Consider the following 14,448-nt stretch of genomic DNA (forward strand, 5'->3'; position numbering starts at 1 on the left):
CTGATTAGTAGCGTTTATATAGTAAATACTTCGTCGGCAATGGACTCAAATTCTTTTTGCATAATGGACGAAAACACAAAACCACAAATTACTTTCGGATAAAAATACGTGGCTTTCGGCGGCATAGTGTGGCCTAAAGCGCACACGCGTTTCACGTCGTCCATAGATACTTCGGAAGTGATAATGGCCACCTGCGCCAACCCTTTGTTTACCTGCGAAACACATTCGGTAAAGTTGCGCTCAAAAAGCAAATGCGGCGAACGCGTCTGTTCTTTGCGATAAATATTCAAGACTTTTTCCAAAATAAAATAATGCAACACAGTCAAATCCAATTCTTTGATGGCCTGCGGGAAGTTCCAGTCTATTTCGCTAAGCTTGTCGGGTTTGAGCGTGATTTTGTAGGCTCTATCGTTGAAAACCAAGCCAAAAGCCCATTTTTTCCCTGCGATAATGTCGGGCATCATGCAGGCATCTTCTATGGTTTTGAAATTGAAATATTCGCTTAATTTTTCCAAAAATGTCTCTGTATCAAAGCCTTCGAGGTCGCGCACGAGGCGATGCGTCGGCAAAATACGCAAGTCCTCCGACTCGGTGTTGGTCAGGTACATCAGATGATAATTGTAGGCTTCTTGGCCTGTGTGGTCAGGGTTGGAGGCGGTTTGCGCCTTGCGGTAAGCAATGGAGCTTTCGTAACGGTGATGCCCGTCGGCCAAAATCACTTGCTTTTCGGATAGCACCTGCACAAATTTTTTGATGGCGTTCGCATCCTGAATCACGGCCAATACATCTCTAACACCCTGATAATCTTCTGTTTCATAAAGCGGGGCTTTCATGGCCTCGTCCATGAGGGCTTCCAGTTCGTGGTTGGGGTCGGTATAAAGTCCGTGCGTTGGGCTAACATTTAGTTCTGTTTTTTCCAGCAGCGCGAGGCGGTCGCCAACGGCGTTGGGAAGCGTACTTTCATGGCGCAACACTACATTTTCTTTCCAGTCGTAGGCCTTGATGTTGCAAATGAACCCTTTACGGCAATATTGGCGCGACTGCCCCGCCAACGAAAAATGTTGATAATACACATAAATCGCGGGCATTACGTCGTGTACCAGCACACCCGTATTTTTCCAACGATGCAGCAGCTCGGCGGCTTTATCGTGGGCGTGTTCGCCAGTAGGCACAGATAAGTGTATGCTATTAAAGGGGTTACGATACAGTGCCTCACGCTGTTTTGCCGAAACCACATCGAAAAGCGGCGAGGTAAGCACCTCTATTTGTTGAGCTAAAGCATGATTGTAACGCCACGCGCGAAGGGGACGAATTTCGGCCATAAAATATAATAAGGTTAAGCAAAAACAGGTTTATAATATAATAACAAGAGTGCAATTTTACGTTTTATTTTCGGAAACTTAACAAAGCTTTTGACTTATAAGGCACTGGAACAACCAAATCAAAATATTATAAACAATTAAACAAGTTATATAAAATAATATTTTGCGCAATCGTTTTAGTAAAAATATTTTTCAGAATAAAACATGGGCTTGTAAGTTGCTTTTTTCAGAAAATCCAATATATTTGCACACTGAATACAAAATTAAGAAAATAACAAAATACAAGCCTCTATATTTGATTTTGTTTTAAATTTAATAATAAAGCAGGCTTTGAATTATGTTTCATTTAACAAATGAAATATAAACGGCATTTATCTTTTTTTTATTGAAAAAAAATTCTGACATTTTAGGTATGTAAACTTACACCCAACTGACCAACACATTCTGTTACACTTTATACCAATCATTTACATCTCCCTACAAGCATTTGAACCATGATTGAAACAGGAATAAAATCAATGTATTCAGGATTAGAGGCTGTCGGTATCAGACAGGCCAGCAAGGTATATTGGAACCTAACTCCCAGCGAGTTGGTGCACCACGCCATTGCCAACCAAGAAGGCGTACTGACCAGTACGGGTGCTTTGATGTGCGATACAGGTCAGTTTACAGGGCGTTCGCCTCAGGATAAATTTTTCGTAAAAGATGAGCTTACCGCCGACAAAATCTGGTGGGGCGATGCCAACCGCGCCATAGACAAGCGCGTGTTTGACAGGCTATTACACAAAATGGTGAAGTTTGTAGCCGATAAAGATTTGTACGTGCGCGACGTGTACGCCTGCGCCGATGCAAGCTATCAAACCAATATCCGTGTAATCAATACGAAAGCCTACCACAACTTGTTCGTGAACAATATGTTTTTGCGCCCTGATGTGGAAGATTTACAGCTTTTCAAACCAGAATATACAATTTTGTGTGTGCCCGAATTTGAGGCAGATCCCGCCAAAGACGGCACGCCACACGCCAATTTTGCCATTATTGACCTAACCGAAAAAATGATAATCATTGGCGGAACTGGATACACGGGCGAAATAAAAAAGGGCGTTTTCTCGATTCTGAATTTTGTTTTGCCACTACAAAGAAACACCATGCCCATGCACTGTTCGGCCAACACTGGCACGGACGGCGACACGGCCATTTTCTTTGGGCTTTCGGGGACTGGCAAAACTACGCTTTCGGCCGACCCGAACCGTAAACTCATCGGCGACGACGAACACGGCTGGACTCCTACGGGAATTTTCAATTTTGAAGGCGGCTGCTATGCCAAAGTAATCAATATTACACGCGAGCAAGAACCCAAAATCTGGGACGCTATCAAAGCGGGAGCAGTGTTAGAAAATACACGTTTTTTGAAGGGAACAGATACGGTCGATTATGCAGACAAAACCGTAACAGAGAACACACGCGTTTCTTATCCCATAGACTTTATACCCAATGCACAAATCCCATCGGTGGGCGATGTGCCCAAAAATATATTTTTCCTGACAGCGGACGCTTACGGCGTATTGCCGCCAATTTCCAAACTCAACACGGCGCAAGCCATGTTCCATTTTATTTCGGGATACACGGCCAAAGTAGCGGGTACGGAAGTGGGCATTACAGAGCCTAAAACCGTATTTTCGACTTGTTTCGGTGCGCCGTTTATGCCTTTGCACCCAACGGTTTATGCCGAATTTTTGGGAAATAAACTCAGCGAATCGGGCGTAAATGTTTGGCTGGTAAATACGGGCTGGACTGGCGGCGGCTATGGCACAGGCAAACGCATGAAACTGGCCTACACGCGTGCCATGATTACGGCAGCACTCAACGGCGATTTGGAGAAAGTGGACTACGAAACACATCCTGTTTTTGGGGTGCAAATGCCGCTTTCGTGTCCTGAAGTGCCTGCCGAATTGCTCAACCCGCGCAATACATGGACAGACAAAGCCGAGTACGACCACAAAGCCAATTATTTGGCCAAAGCATTTTTAAAGAATTTTGAAAAATTTTCGAGTCTGGCCACAGAGCAATTACTTTCGGGTGCGCCCTGCATGATGGAGTCGAGCAGTTAACCTTCATATTTTCACCCAAACACCTGACCATAAGGCTATTTATTGTTTTATTTTTGACCTATACACACAAATTATTTTACACACTCAAAACCCCTTTTGTAGCCATGAGTCATGATTTAGAACAACTAATATTACCAACAGGCACCACCTTAGACCGCTTTATTATGCGGCATCAGGCACATTTTCCGTTTGCAACTGGCGAGCTTTCGCAATTGTTGCGCGACATCGCCTTAGCCAGCAAAATCGTGAATCGGGAGATTAATCGGGCAGGTTTGGCCAATTTGTCGGGGGCAATGGGCGGCCAAAACGTACAGGGCGAAGACCAACAAAAACTAGATGCCATTGCCAATGTGCGCTTTATTCGTGCGCTGATAAATGGTGGTGAAGTTTGTGCTATTGTTTCGGAAGAAGAAGAAAAGGTAATAGATACGGGCAACTGGCACGGCAAATACATCGTGGCCATAGACCCACTGGACGGCTCGTCCAATATAGATGTAAATGTCGCGGTCGGGACGATTTTCTCGGTCTATCGGCGTAAAACACTGATCGGGACAAAGCCAGAAATGCAGGATATTATGCAAAAAGGAACTGACCAAGTAGCGGCAGGCTATATTTTGTATGGCTCTTCTACGATGTTGGTTTATACGACGGGGCACGGCGTAAACGGCTTTACTTACGAGCCTTCGTTGGGCGAATATTATTTGTCGCACCCCAATATCTTAACTCCGACCATGGGCAAGATTTATTCTTGTAATGAAGGAAGTTATAATGAATTTTCGCCAGCCGTACGCAAGTACGTCGATTATTGCCGCGAAAGTGGCTATTCGGGGCGTTATATTGGTTCGTTTGTAGCCGATTTTCACCGCAATTTATTCAAAGGCGGCATTTATATTTACCCAAGCACCAGCAAAGCCCCCAACGGCAAATTGCGATTGCTATACGAATGCAACCCACTGGCGATGCTCGTGGAACAGGCAGGCGGAGATGCCACCAATGGCCGACAACGCATCCTGACCATCGAACCAACCGATTTGCACCAACGCACGCCGCTATTTATTGGCTCGGAGCAAATGGTAAGCAAAGCCATCCGCTACATTGAGAGCGAAACCGCAGCAGTACAATGATTGAATGTTTATAATTTAGTGCCAAAACAAACCTTTAAAACTGCTTTTCTAAATCAAAAGTACCCATTTACACACCTTTATTAACTAAACTACCTTCACGAAAAACCCCTCTTGAGCCAAACTCAGAGGGGTTTATTCTTTTCTGTAACATTCAGACTTTACTACGTAAAGAAGCTAACTCTCTTTGTAGCGATACGATTTGTTCTTGATAAAACGTACGTTCATGGTCGGACAAATGTTTAGGTGGCTGCGTACAGGCCAATAACTCATACAAGCTGATCTGAAATAAGGAGGATATTTGCTCCAAGCGACGTAAAGAAATTTCTGTCTTTCCTCGCTCCATGTTACTATAACTTGTTTGACTCATTTGTAACTGTTCTGCTACAAATTGTTGCGTATAGTTACGCGCTTCGCGTAGCTTTTTAATGGCTCTGCCAACGGTGATGTGGGTATGCATTTGCTTTGAAAAGATTAGGTATAAAAAATAAATACTCTGCCAAATTATACCATATCCCAATAACTTGCAAGTAATATTTATTCACATTCTGAATATTTTTTTATTTTATAAAAAATCATAACAGAAGACACCTTAGCCACAACTATTTACTTCGAACAGATGCGTACTGAAAACATATTTATAATGAAAACCACATAATAAGCTATATTTTTATAGTTATTACAACATAAAATGCGCTATTTACTGCAAAACTCAACAGCAAATAGCGCATTTTTATACTAAACTAATGAGACTATATTAAACAGCTGCTAAAGCCTGCTCCAAGTCCCAAATAATATCTTGGTAGTTCTCCACTCCCACCGACAAACGAACCATTTTGCCTGTAATATTCAGGTGTTTTTTGTGTTCGCAAGCCACACCCGCGTGCGTCATGGTGTCGGGGTGTTCGGCCAACGACTCGGTACTGCCCAAGCTCACCGCCAATTTGATAAGTTTCATGGCATTCAGCACTTTGAAGGCTTCTTTTTCGCCACCCACCACATCAAAAGCCAACATCGCACCAGGTGAAGAATATTGTTTTTTGTAAATGCGGTACTGCTCGGCATCTGCCACAGCGTCAAGCAAGCCCAAATAATACACTTTTTCTACTTTCGGATGATTTTTGAGGAAATCCGCCACGTGTACGGCGTTGGCGGCTTGCTGTTCCATACGCACTTTGAGCGTTTCTAAGCTGCGCAACAACAACCAACCCGTCCAAGGACCAGCCATATTTCCCAAGAAAGTACGCAATGTTTTTACACGCGTAATCACTTCTTTGCTACCGCAACAAGCTCCCGCGATTACGTCGCTATGGCCGCCGATGTATTTGGTAGCCGAGTACAACGAGAAGTCCGCGCCCAACTGCAAAGGGTGTTGCCACAACGGCCCCATATAAGTATTATCCACCGCCACGTACACACGTTTGTCGGGCGTGGAAAGTTGCTTGGCCAATTGGCTGCAACCTTCGATGTCTATTAGGGCGTTGGTTGGGTTGGCGGGCGTTTCGATATAAATCATAGCAAGTTTGTCTTTCATGCCCGATTTTTCGAGCAATTCCATGATTTGCGCCGTAGATTGCCCTGCCTGAAACTCCAAATAATGAATCCCTAATTTAGGCAAAAAATGCTTAATAAAATGGTCGCTTCCGCCATACAAAGGGCTGCTACACAGCAACAAATCACCAGGTTTCAAAAACTCCAGCAACACAGTTGTAATCGCAGACATACCGCTTTCAAATACGGCGCAGTCGTCTGCTCCGTCCCAAAGCGAAAGGCGATTTTCCAAAATTTCGAGGTCTGGGTTATTGATTCGGCTATAAATCAAACCCATTTCTTCGCCTACGTTTTTGTCTCTGAGGCCGTAAGCCACTTCAAAAAACGCCTTGCCTTCTTCGGCACTGCGAAACACGAAAGTTGAAGTTTGGAAAATAGGGCATTTGATAGCTCCTTCCGAAAGCTCAGGCTTATAGCCGTAAGACATCATTAGGCTTTCGGGCCGGAAAGTATGGTTTTGTGAATTGTTCATGGTGCTTTTACAGAAAATTATGGTGTATTAATAAGCGCGTTTGGCTTATGCACAAATGTACAATTCTTGTTGTTTTATTCTTTATTTTTACGTAAACTTAGAATTTAAAACTAAAATATTCTATTTTAATAGAATATTAGTCTAAAGATATATTTTTAGAGATCGTTTTACAGAAAATTTTACTACAAAACCGTTTGCACGCATGAACAACTTAGACGCAACCGACCTGCGCATTCTGGAATTGCTCCAAGAAAACGCCCAACTAACCACCAAAGAAATCGGGGCAAAACTCCAACTTTCCAACACGCCCGTACACGAACGCATCAAGCGACTGGAGCGCGAAGGTTTTATCCGAAAATATGTAGCGTTGCTCAATCCGCAGAAACTAAATCGCTCGCTTACAGCCTATTGTAACGTACAACTCAAAGAGCATTCGCGTCCGTATTTGGACAAATTCGAGCAAGAAGTAACCTGCCTGAAAGAGGTCGTGGCTTGTTATTACATTGCGGGGACGTTTGATTATTTGTTAAAAGTGATGGTGGCCAATATGGATGAATATCACGAGTTTATCGCCTACAAACTCGCCTCGCTGGACAACATTGGCCACGCGCAAAGTGCTTTTGTGATGAAGGAAATCATGGAATCGACGGCACTGCCTTTGAAGTAAGCATTTGATTTAAAGAAATTTATATCAAAAAATGGCCTGTGTCTTCACAGGCCATGGAAAAGATGGCCAATGTTTTTTCTACAAAGATTGCAATCCTAACGGATTTGTTCCTAATGCACGACGCACCAAAGCCTTTTGGCTTGGCATCTTTGTAGTAATGATATTTGAATAAACGCCATGCCCGTGGCTTGTGTCTCCACAAGCCACCAACAAAAATTGCCTGTGTCCCACAGGCAATGGATTTACACGAACATATTTTCGTATATTAAACAACTTCAAATCAATCATTTAAAAATATTTCATGAAAATTTTAGGTTCAAAATTTTGTTTTCAAACAAACTCTATCGTAATATTGCAATATAAAATCAGACAACAAAATGGGCGCAACCAAAACAGAGCATTTTTCGGCACAACAAAACGAAATTGCCGTACTCATGAAGGCACTCGGCCACCCAGCACGCGTAGCCATTATTGAGTATTTGCTAAAAGTAGATAAATGTATTTGCGGAGACATCGTGGAAGAATTGCCGCTGGCACAACCTACTGTTTCACAGCATCTTAGAGAATTGCGCAGCGTGGATTTGATACAAGGCAACGTGGAAGGAAACGCGATTTGCTATTGCATAAACAAAGAAACGGTAGCCAAATTACTGGACTATTGCCAGCACATTATCCAACAGACGCAAGCCAAAGAAGGCGGCTGTTGCAGCTAAATTTCGCATTTTAAATTGTTTTATATTTTACTTTAAATCCCCTGAAAAATTATGAAATTATCGGAAGTTAAAAACCTATTGGCCACTGTGCCTGCTGTTGATTTTAAGCTCTCGGACGGCACGTTTGTACCCGAACATTTCCACGTAACGGAAGTGGGGCTTATCACCAAACATTTTATTGACTGCGGCGGCGTGGTGCGCACCGAACAACGCGTAAATTTCCAACTCTGGAACGCTAATGATTTTGAGCATCGCTTAAAGCCTGCCAAACTCCTGAATATCATTGCATTGTCCGAAAAAACACTGGGCATTACGGATGCCGAAATCGAAGTAGAATATCAAGGACAAGACACCATCGGCAAGTACGGTTTGGAATTTGACGGGCAACATTTTGTATTGGTCGGCAGGGCTACCACGTGTTTGGCGCAAGACAAATGCGGCATTCCTGCTGAAGCCCTACCCACTGCCACTGGCAAACCCAAACTTAAATTAGCTGACCTGCAAAACGCTTCGGGCTGCTGCACACCCAATAGTGGTTGTTGTTAATTGGTTAAAAATATATCCAGCCCCGATTTAGTCGGGGCTGGATACTTTTAATTTGTGATAAATTCTGGTATAGGAACTTTTAAAGGCAAATAACCAACATCCTTTCGCCCTTTTATTATTATATTACTCCCATCAAAATCTAATGCTTTATACATTTCTAAAAAATACTCAACTCCTTTATGAGTTTTGTCTATTTGCTTTTCAAAAATTATTCCTGCATCATTTTCTATAACCAATTTTGAATAAACCCCATCTTCTCGAAAATTTATCCATAAAGAGACATCAAGCTGTTTATCAGAAACACCTACAGTTAGATCCAATAGACGATAATCAGGGTTCAATTTGATTTCAATGCCTTTTAAATAAGCATATTCTACAGCATCAAATAATTTTTTATTCTTAGTGAATGCCGCTGATTTTTTGATATAATTACAAGCCTTCTCCCAAACATAATTCTTCTTTTCATTCCAACTTAAAGTATTAAACTGGGTCACATCAAACAATCCATAGTATTGCAAATGACCGCTATAGTAATATGGAGTATCTTTAGGCAGAACAGGATGAAGTTTGTACGTTTTTTCTGTGTAAAAATACAGATTTAAAAAATTAATTTTTTTTCCATCATATTTTTCATTTAATAAACGATTTAATAATGTTCCTAATTCAAAGAAATCATCATTAAGTGCATTAATCTTTTCATCAGCATCTTGAAACCAGAACATTAATCTTTCTATATTCATAAACTTAAGGCTTGATTGGTAATCCTGTATTAAAATTAACGGGGTAAGGGATTTTCATACCTGGCAATGTATACTGTCCTGTCGAATTATAATGCAAACTCCTTAGATATTTTTCCATTTTATGGGCTTGATTCTTAGGCATTACAGAAGAAATCTTACCATAAGCACCAGGCCCAGCCTGCTTAAGAGACTGAGCATATCTAAAAAGGTTTGCATCTGTTACACCGAATTTATAAAGCTGACCACTACCATCAAAAATTGTGTAAGTTCCAGATGGAGCTAAGGATTTGGAAGATGTTATTAACTTACTAGCAATCCCTAACCTCTTTCCTACCGCTCGTGCCACCACGCCTATTTTCTTGGTCGGCATCACTTGCAAGGCCAGCTCGGAGCCTAAGTCTGTTGGCGGTTGTTGTTAATTGGTTATAAAAGTATCCAGCCCCGATTTAGTCGGGGCTGGATACTTTGTTATTTCTTTTGAATAATTAACGCTAAAGAATTTTCTTCTAACGAATTATATTCATCAAAGTGTAGGTGGTAGCCTGATGGAACTTCTTTTTGTGCTAAGTTCAACAAATGATTTGCCAATGAGACCAACCCTTCTTTATTGGCGACAATACTGATAACCCCATTTTCATACTTGGTTTCTATTTCAAAACCATTTTCCCATTTGTATTTAATTCCCTTTTCTACTGTAAAAGCTGGTACTTCTATTCTTATGTCCATATTTTTTGTAAATTAATCTGTTAAATAAATGTGTAAGTTGTTATCTACCATCATTTTACTTGGCTTAGCAGGATTTGGTATCAAAGTTTCAAAATTAACATGAGGGCCACCACCATGAGCTCCAGTAATATCACTTACTCCCATTCTAAATACTCTTGTAACATCTGCTGAAACGTACCGACTGCTTCCATGTACAAGTTCCTTGTATCCTTTTCCTAAAAATTGTTCCCCTAATTCTAGGGCTTTGCTTGACGAAACTTTCATTCCATCTTTTAAACCTAATTGAGATAATGTTTTGAATCCCACCTTAGTAACAACCATCCCTAACCTTTGTCCTACCGCTCCTGCCACCACGCCTATTTTCTTGGTCGGCATCACTTGCAAGGCCAGCTCGGAGCCTAAGTCTGTTGGCGGTTGTTGTTAATTGGTTATAAAAGTATCCAGCCCCGATTTAGTCGGGGCTGGATACTTTGTTATTTCTTTTGAATAATTAACGCTAAAGAATTTTCTTCTAACGAATTATATTCATCAAAGTTAATGGTCTGTGAGGACACAGACCATGGAAGTAGACCCTCCATTATCTGTTGCTTCGGGATGCGCTACGCTAACATCCCGAAGAGCAGGACCAAAGCACAAAACCATTTCTCTCTAATGTCAGAGAATCTACAACTTTACGAAAAGCAATATGAACATCTCCTTCTATCACTTCATCTATACAGTCATAATCAGGTTCAAAAACTACAACCCATTTTTTTTCGACTCCAGTTAAAGAATACAACAGGTTTAATAATATGTCATTTTTTTTGGGGACATTCGTATCTACTGAAAGTTCATTTATCAAATTTTCAATTCCATCAAGTATTGAAATACATTGCCATTGTTCTCCTTGAAAATCATTTGGCAATAATGGTATGATGTGATCAGGAACATTTGACTTGGTTAGTTTAAAATAATGAAACCAAGCTTCCTCTTGACCTTGTGGAAATTTTTCTCCCTGCCACTCATAAACAGGTTGTTCAAATTTAATAGTTGTTATTTTTGACTCTATTGGTAATAAAAATTCGAAACCTACGTCCATTATTATAATATTTTTTTAAGGAAATGGCACAGCGTTACCATATTGCCAATTCTTTCCGTTATTGAAATTAAAAATGTGCTGATGCGGATTTGGATGTACTAAAGGACGTCCATGTGTGGTCCAATCCACTCTACTCCAAGGAACTATTTTTCCATTAGCCAAAGGCTAAGAGCCGCCAGTAAATGTTGCAGACTCCCATTCTAAATACTCTTGTACCATCTGCTGAAACGTACCGACTGCTTCCATGTACAAGTTCCTTGTATCCTTTTCCTAAAAATTGTTCCCCTAATTCTAGGGCTTTGCTTGACGAAACTTTCATTCCATCTTTTAAACCTAATTGAGATAATGTTTTGAATCCCACCTTAGTAACAACCATCCCTAACCTCTTTCCTACCGCTCGTGCCACCACGCCTATTTTCTTGGTCGGCATCATTTCCAAGGCTGCATCTTTAGCTAATTGATTGGCATTTGTTGCTTCGTAATTAAAGGGATCATAGTTGATCTCTCGTGAATGATTATATATTCTAAAGGCAGTACGTGTACCAGACAAGTCAATTACAAACAGTCCATAATATTTCCCTTCAGTTCTATTCCAATCATCACCAGCCTCAGCTATTGCTATAGCTTTTTGACCCACTTTAGAGCCAAAGGTTTTTATTGCTTTTACCGATTCATTATAACCAAATTTCCATTCTGTACGGTGCTCCACTGGGGCAGAAGAAGGTGAACCACTACCATAACCAGCACCGCCAGAAACAAACCATATCCTAAAAAGCTGGACAAAAAAGACCTTGTTTCTAAAGGGCATAGCAAGCTTACCAAGGCAGATGCGGGCAGAACTGCCGCTCCCAAAAAGAAGTAAAACCCAAACGCCAAGCTGTTAAGCCTGGCGTTTCTACTACTTGATAAGTTCTTTATATTCCTGTGGTAACCACTCTCGTATTTCTTCCTGCTCTTCCTTCGGTTGACTAAAATATTTTTGAAAAATATGGGCTAATTCAGGTTTAAAGCCGATTATGTCAACTGGATTTTCAAAATCATTTGCAGAATACTTACCCCAATTACCTTTTGAACCAAAAACTAAGTAGTTATTGTAGCTCATTTCTAAAAGAACAGCCGATATATAGTTTCCGCTTGTGAGTTCTTCCCAAGTTATATTTACTGGAAACTTCATTCTAAACATTGGCTCTCCTTCTGTAAAATCTTGTGAATGCTGGATAATTACGAAATACTCTTCTTCGACTTCCTGCATAGTTCTTTGCAATTGCTTAAAATCTTCTTCTAAGAATAAACACCCCCCCTTTAAAGCCATCATATCAAATATAGAATGATAAATTAAATCTGGTAAATTTTTGCCTTGAACAAAAATTTTATCTTGTATTGGTTTCCAAACACTCAAATATTCTTGCTCTGGTAACCAATACTTTTGTAAGTACATCTCTGCTATCTTTTTATTCCCCCAGATTGGGTCAGGGACAAGTTTTGAAAATCCAGCCCAGTGATATAATTCGTAAAAATTTATATGTTTAGTAAATTCCATTATGGATTAATTCTAATTTTGTAGACATCACTTCCTTGGTTAATGAAAATAGTAAACTCGCCACTTGTAGATGAAAAGTATTTACTAATAATAGTTCCATTTGGCATTATATAATAACCTTTGAGCGATAAAGTTCCACCATTTGTAATGGATTTAAATATTGCAGATCCATCACCCTTTACAAAGCCTTGTAAACCTGCTTTTACTTTCGTTAGCTCTCCTGCCCCCCGAATTAGGCTTTCAGCACTATTAAATTGAGCTAAAATTTTCACTCCCCCCACTTTAGCAGCAATCCCTAACCTCTTTCCTACCGCTCGTGCCACCACGCCTATTTTCTTGGTCGGCATCACTTGCAAGGCCAGTTCAGTGCCTAAGTCTGTTGGCGGTGGTTTCTTAATTGGTTATAAAAGTATCCAGCCTCGATTTAGTCGAGGTTGGATGGCTTGTATTTCTTTTGAATAATTAACTCTAACGAATTATATTCATCAAAGTGAGTTGTCTGTGAAGACTCAAACCATGGATTAGATTTAATTACAAAATCTTTTAGGTTTTAATCGCTCGTAAAAGTGTTTTATGTTTGCACTGTAAAGCAAAATCACCGTTTTAATAATCCTTTTAAGAGTTTTTATATGGATACTTTCGGTAATTGGCAGATATGAAAGGGATGAGATGCCCCCAAGTATTGATGTGGCTAAAAACATTTCTAATCACTTAAATACTACGGTAGGTTATCTTTTATTAGGGGAAACAGATAAAGTCGATTTGTTTAAAGACCCTGTAATGCTTCAGCGATTGGCTGAACTGGACAAAATGGAAACAACAGAAAAAAGCCATATCCTACACGTGCTTGATGGCTTCATTAAATCTGTTAAACTTAAAAATATTGCTGCTCTGTAATCATCAAAAATGCCTTACAGACAACTCATTAAGCATCACTGTAGCTTGGTTATAAAGCGATGTATTTTCTTCTCTAATCTCAAAATCTTGAGCAATACATTCAAACATATTATCGTGAAAAGTTAATATGTAATGCTTGTACATTTTCCATTTTTCAGGATTATAATTAGGGTGGATTTTTTCAATGTCCTGTAGAGATTTAATAAGATCAGAATTTCTCAGCTCATAAAATGAGTAAGATTTCATACCAAGTTTACTATATGGATGCCCTTGTATTGTTTCATCGCCTGGTAAACCAAAGGTGTATTTCAAGAAAGCTTTAAACTTTAATGCAAAAATACCTGTGTCATAAATGGTATTGCGTTCTTGTGGGATGGTAGATGAACTTTGTTTATCCGCATAAAATGCAATAAACAACTCATTATCGTTTGATAATATAGTTGGCGAAGGCGAACCAAAATCCATTTCAAAAAGGCCTTTTATTTCTACTAACTCCATCATTCAACTATGTATTTTGAAGGTATCTGGTCTGATAACCAAATGCCGTTTTCTTCTTTATAAAATTGTATGTTATTTAAAAATGCTTCCTTAGGCTCTTCTAATTTTTCGCATCTACCTAAAACCTGAAAACCATAATATTTTTCTTTAACTCCTTTAATACTTATTTCATATGCCTTCCAACCTGTAATTGAATGCTTTTTTAACAAATTGAATAGTTTTTCTGAAATAGCAAAATTAGATGTGTCTTGAAAACCAACAATATCATATAGCGTGTGACCTTCATTAATTTCCATCTTAAAGGGTTCTGCCGGTATTATTTCAGCCCTTTTTAATTTTATTTGTTCATACTCAATTAAACTCTGAATAAGAGCTTCATTTTTTTCTCTTTTTATACCTATGTAATAAAATGTTTCCATATTAAAATCCATAACTTTTCATTAATGAATTTCCAAAATTTTGAATC

At 39.9% G+C, this 14,448-nt stretch carries 20 protein-coding genes; 6 read left to right on the forward strand and 14 right to left on the reverse strand.

The features are described 5' to 3' along the window. Positions 1-14: 14 nt before the first annotated feature. Positions 15-1,322: a DUF1015 domain-containing protein gene (locus BM090_RS03795; RefSeq protein WP_091507594.1), complete on the reverse strand. Its 1,308-nt coding sequence runs from the start codon at positions 1,320-1,322 to the stop codon at positions 15-17. A gap of 494 nt (positions 1,323-1,816) precedes the next feature. Between BM090_RS03795 and pckA the strand changes: the two genes are divergently transcribed. Both pckA and fbp read left to right on the forward strand, forming a co-directional pair. After that, positions 1,817-3,433: a phosphoenolpyruvate carboxykinase (ATP) gene (gene pckA / locus BM090_RS03800; RefSeq protein ID WP_091507598.1), complete on the forward strand. Its 1,617-nt coding sequence runs from the start codon at positions 1,817-1,819 to the stop codon at positions 3,431-3,433. Positions 3,434-3,537: 104 nt separating this feature from the next. Continuing rightward, the gene (gene fbp, locus BM090_RS03805) at positions 3,538-4,557 is read left to right on the forward strand and encodes a class 1 fructose-bisphosphatase (protein ID WP_091507854.1); all 1,020 of its coding nucleotides are present in this window, start codon (positions 3,538-3,540) and stop codon (positions 4,555-4,557) included. Positions 4,558-4,708: 151 nt separating this feature from the next. On the opposite strand, the gene BM090_RS03810 is transcribed toward fbp, so the two are convergent. Both BM090_RS03810 and BM090_RS03815 read right to left on the reverse strand, forming a co-directional pair. Beyond that, a complete protein-coding gene (locus tag BM090_RS03810; protein ID WP_091507602.1) occupies positions 4,709-5,014 on the reverse strand; it encodes a helix-turn-helix domain-containing protein in 306 nt (101 codons plus the stop codon). Positions 5,015-5,311: 297 nt separating this feature from the next. Continuing rightward, the gene (locus BM090_RS03815; protein WP_091507605.1) at positions 5,312-6,577 is read right to left on the reverse strand and encodes a cystathionine gamma-synthase family protein; all 1,266 of its coding nucleotides are present in this window, start codon (positions 6,575-6,577) and stop codon (positions 5,312-5,314) included. A gap of 202 nt (positions 6,578-6,779) precedes the next feature. On the opposite strand from BM090_RS03815, the gene BM090_RS03820 reads away from it, so the two are divergent. Continuing rightward, positions 6,780-7,244 (forward strand): Lrp/AsnC family transcriptional regulator, encoded by a 465-nt coding sequence (locus tag BM090_RS03820; RefSeq protein WP_091507609.1) that lies wholly within the window; start codon positions 6,780-6,782, stop codon positions 7,242-7,244. Positions 7,245-7,322: 78 nt separating this feature from the next. Here the strand turns inward: BM090_RS03820 and BM090_RS03825 are convergent, their stop codons facing one another. Next, positions 7,323-7,532 (reverse strand): hypothetical protein, encoded by a 210-nt coding sequence (locus BM090_RS03825; RefSeq protein ID WP_091507613.1) that lies wholly within the window; start codon positions 7,530-7,532, stop codon positions 7,323-7,325. Between the two features lie 89 nt (positions 7,533-7,621). On the opposite strand from BM090_RS03825, the gene BM090_RS03830 reads away from it, so the two are divergent. Next, a complete protein-coding gene (locus tag BM090_RS03830; protein ID WP_091507617.1) occupies positions 7,622-7,957 on the forward strand; it encodes an ArsR/SmtB family transcription factor in 336 nt (111 codons plus the stop codon). 51 nt (positions 7,958-8,008) lie between these two features. Continuing rightward, the gene (locus BM090_RS03835) at positions 8,009-8,503 is read left to right on the forward strand and encodes a DUF6428 family protein (protein WP_091507620.1); all 495 of its coding nucleotides are present in this window, start codon (positions 8,009-8,011) and stop codon (positions 8,501-8,503) included. 47 nt (positions 8,504-8,550) lie between these two features. Here BM090_RS03835 and BM090_RS03840 read toward each other — a convergent pair whose 3' ends face one another. The 8 genes from BM090_RS03840 to BM090_RS03875 all read right to left on the reverse strand — a co-directional run bounded on the left by BM090_RS03840 (position 8,551) and on the right by BM090_RS03875 (position 12,934). Then, positions 8,551-9,243, reverse strand: a complete 693-nt coding sequence (locus tag BM090_RS03840; protein ID WP_091507624.1) for a hypothetical protein — start codon at positions 9,241-9,243, stop codon at positions 8,551-8,553. A 4-nt stretch (positions 9,244-9,247) separates the two neighbouring features. After that, entirely contained in the window at positions 9,248-9,613 is a 366-nt protein-coding gene (locus tag BM090_RS03845) for a hypothetical protein (RefSeq protein ID WP_091507628.1), read from the reverse strand. A 98-nt stretch (positions 9,614-9,711) separates the two neighbouring features. Then, positions 9,712-9,969 (reverse strand): Imm32 family immunity protein, encoded by a 258-nt coding sequence (locus BM090_RS03850; RefSeq protein WP_091507632.1) that lies wholly within the window; start codon positions 9,967-9,969, stop codon positions 9,712-9,714. Between the two features lie 12 nt (positions 9,970-9,981). Beyond that, on the reverse strand, positions 9,982-10,344 hold the full coding sequence (locus BM090_RS03855; protein ID WP_177199826.1) for a hypothetical protein: 363 nt from the start codon (positions 10,342-10,344) through the stop codon (positions 9,982-9,984). A 229-nt stretch (positions 10,345-10,573) separates the two neighbouring features. Continuing rightward, positions 10,574-11,047 carry a hypothetical protein gene (locus BM090_RS03860; RefSeq protein WP_091507636.1) on the reverse strand — a complete coding sequence of 158 codons (474 nt, stop codon included), beginning with the start codon at positions 11,045-11,047 and terminating at the stop codon, positions 10,574-10,576. Between the two features lie 154 nt (positions 11,048-11,201). Further along, positions 11,202-11,855: a hypothetical protein gene (locus tag BM090_RS03865; RefSeq protein WP_091507640.1), complete on the reverse strand. Its 654-nt coding sequence runs from the start codon at positions 11,853-11,855 to the stop codon at positions 11,202-11,204. A gap of 90 nt (positions 11,856-11,945) precedes the next feature. Further along, a complete protein-coding gene (locus BM090_RS03870) occupies positions 11,946-12,587 on the reverse strand; it encodes a hypothetical protein (RefSeq protein WP_091507644.1) in 642 nt (213 codons plus the stop codon). Next, a complete protein-coding gene (locus tag BM090_RS03875) occupies positions 12,587-12,934 on the reverse strand; it encodes a hypothetical protein (RefSeq protein ID WP_091507647.1) in 348 nt (115 codons plus the stop codon). Before BM090_RS03875 ends, BM090_RS03870 begins: the two co-directional genes overlap by 1 nt. A 322-nt stretch (positions 12,935-13,256) precedes the next feature. On the opposite strand from BM090_RS03875, the gene BM090_RS03880 reads away from it, so the two are divergent. Further along, a complete protein-coding gene (locus tag BM090_RS03880) occupies positions 13,257-13,484 on the forward strand; it encodes a hypothetical protein (RefSeq protein ID WP_091507651.1) in 228 nt (75 codons plus the stop codon). A gap of 3 nt (positions 13,485-13,487) precedes the next feature. Here the strand turns inward: BM090_RS03880 and BM090_RS03885 are convergent, their stop codons facing one another. Both BM090_RS03885 and BM090_RS03890 read right to left on the reverse strand, forming a co-directional pair. Further along, the gene (locus BM090_RS03885; RefSeq protein ID WP_091507654.1) at positions 13,488-13,985 is read right to left on the reverse strand and encodes a hypothetical protein; all 498 of its coding nucleotides are present in this window, start codon (positions 13,983-13,985) and stop codon (positions 13,488-13,490) included. Next, the gene (locus BM090_RS03890; RefSeq protein WP_143083852.1) at positions 13,982-14,401 is read right to left on the reverse strand and encodes a hypothetical protein; all 420 of its coding nucleotides are present in this window, start codon (positions 14,399-14,401) and stop codon (positions 13,982-13,984) included. The genes BM090_RS03885 and BM090_RS03890 overlap by 4 nt, the downstream gene beginning before the upstream one ends. Positions 14,402-14,448: the final 47 nt, after the last annotated feature.

It is taken from the genome of Flexibacter flexilis DSM 6793 (assembly GCF_900112255.1).
Classification (GTDB): Bacteria; Bacteroidota; Bacteroidia; order Cytophagales; family Flexibacteraceae; genus Flexibacter; species Flexibacter flexilis.

Excerpts from the sequence above, each read along its gene's own strand:
- BM090_RS03795 (WP_091507594.1), bottom strand. The coding sequence starts at position 1,322 with ATGGCCGAAATTCGTCCCCTTCGCGCGTGGCGTTACAATCATGCTTTA.
- BM090_RS03870 (WP_091507644.1), bottom strand. The coding sequence starts at position 12,587 with ATGGAATTTACTAAACATATAAATTTTTACGAATTATATCACTGGGCT.
- BM090_RS03890 (WP_143083852.1), bottom strand. The coding sequence starts at position 14,401 with ATGGAAACATTTTATTACATAGGTATAAAAAGAGAAAAAAATGAAGCT.
- BM090_RS03845 (WP_091507628.1), bottom strand. The coding sequence starts at position 9,613 with ATGCCGACCAAGAAAATAGGCGTGGTGGCACGAGCGGTAGGAAAGAGG.
- BM090_RS03865 (WP_091507640.1), bottom strand. The coding sequence starts at position 11,855 with ATGCCCTTTAGAAACAAGGTCTTTTTTGTCCAGCTTTTTAGGATATGG.
- BM090_RS03825 (WP_091507613.1), bottom strand. The coding sequence starts at position 7,532 with ATGATTGATTTGAAGTTGTTTAATATACGAAAATATGTTCGTGTAAAT.
- BM090_RS03850 (WP_091507632.1), bottom strand. The coding sequence starts at position 9,969 with ATGGACATAAGAATAGAAGTACCAGCTTTTACAGTAGAAAAGGGAATT.
- BM090_RS03840 (WP_091507624.1), bottom strand. The coding sequence starts at position 9,243 with ATGAATATAGAAAGATTAATGTTCTGGTTTCAAGATGCTGATGAAAAG.
- BM090_RS03820 (WP_091507609.1), top strand. The coding sequence starts at position 6,780 with ATGAACAACTTAGACGCAACCGACCTGCGCATTCTGGAATTGCTCCAA.
- BM090_RS03885 (WP_091507654.1), bottom strand. The coding sequence starts at position 13,985 with ATGATGGAGTTAGTAGAAATAAAAGGCCTTTTTGAAATGGATTTTGGT.
- BM090_RS03815 (WP_091507605.1), bottom strand. The coding sequence starts at position 6,577 with ATGAACAATTCACAAAACCATACTTTCCGGCCCGAAAGCCTAATGATG.
- BM090_RS03835 (WP_091507620.1), top strand. The coding sequence starts at position 8,009 with ATGAAATTATCGGAAGTTAAAAACCTATTGGCCACTGTGCCTGCTGTT.
- BM090_RS03880 (WP_091507651.1), top strand. The coding sequence starts at position 13,257 with ATGCCCCCAAGTATTGATGTGGCTAAAAACATTTCTAATCACTTAAAT.
- pckA (WP_091507598.1), top strand. The coding sequence starts at position 1,817 with ATGATTGAAACAGGAATAAAATCAATGTATTCAGGATTAGAGGCTGTC.
- BM090_RS03875 (WP_091507647.1), bottom strand. The coding sequence starts at position 12,934 with ATGCCGACCAAGAAAATAGGCGTGGTGGCACGAGCGGTAGGAAAGAGG.
- fbp (WP_091507854.1), top strand. The coding sequence starts at position 3,538 with ATGAGTCATGATTTAGAACAACTAATATTACCAACAGGCACCACCTTA.
- BM090_RS03810 (WP_091507602.1), bottom strand. The coding sequence starts at position 5,014 with ATGCATACCCACATCACCGTTGGCAGAGCCATTAAAAAGCTACGCGAA.
- BM090_RS03830 (WP_091507617.1), top strand. The coding sequence starts at position 7,622 with ATGGGCGCAACCAAAACAGAGCATTTTTCGGCACAACAAAACGAAATT.
- BM090_RS03855 (WP_177199826.1), bottom strand. The coding sequence starts at position 10,344 with ATGCCGACCAAGAAAATAGGCGTGGTGGCAGGAGCGGTAGGACAAAGG.
- BM090_RS03860 (WP_091507636.1), bottom strand. The coding sequence starts at position 11,047 with ATGGACGTAGGTTTCGAATTTTTATTACCAATAGAGTCAAAAATAACA.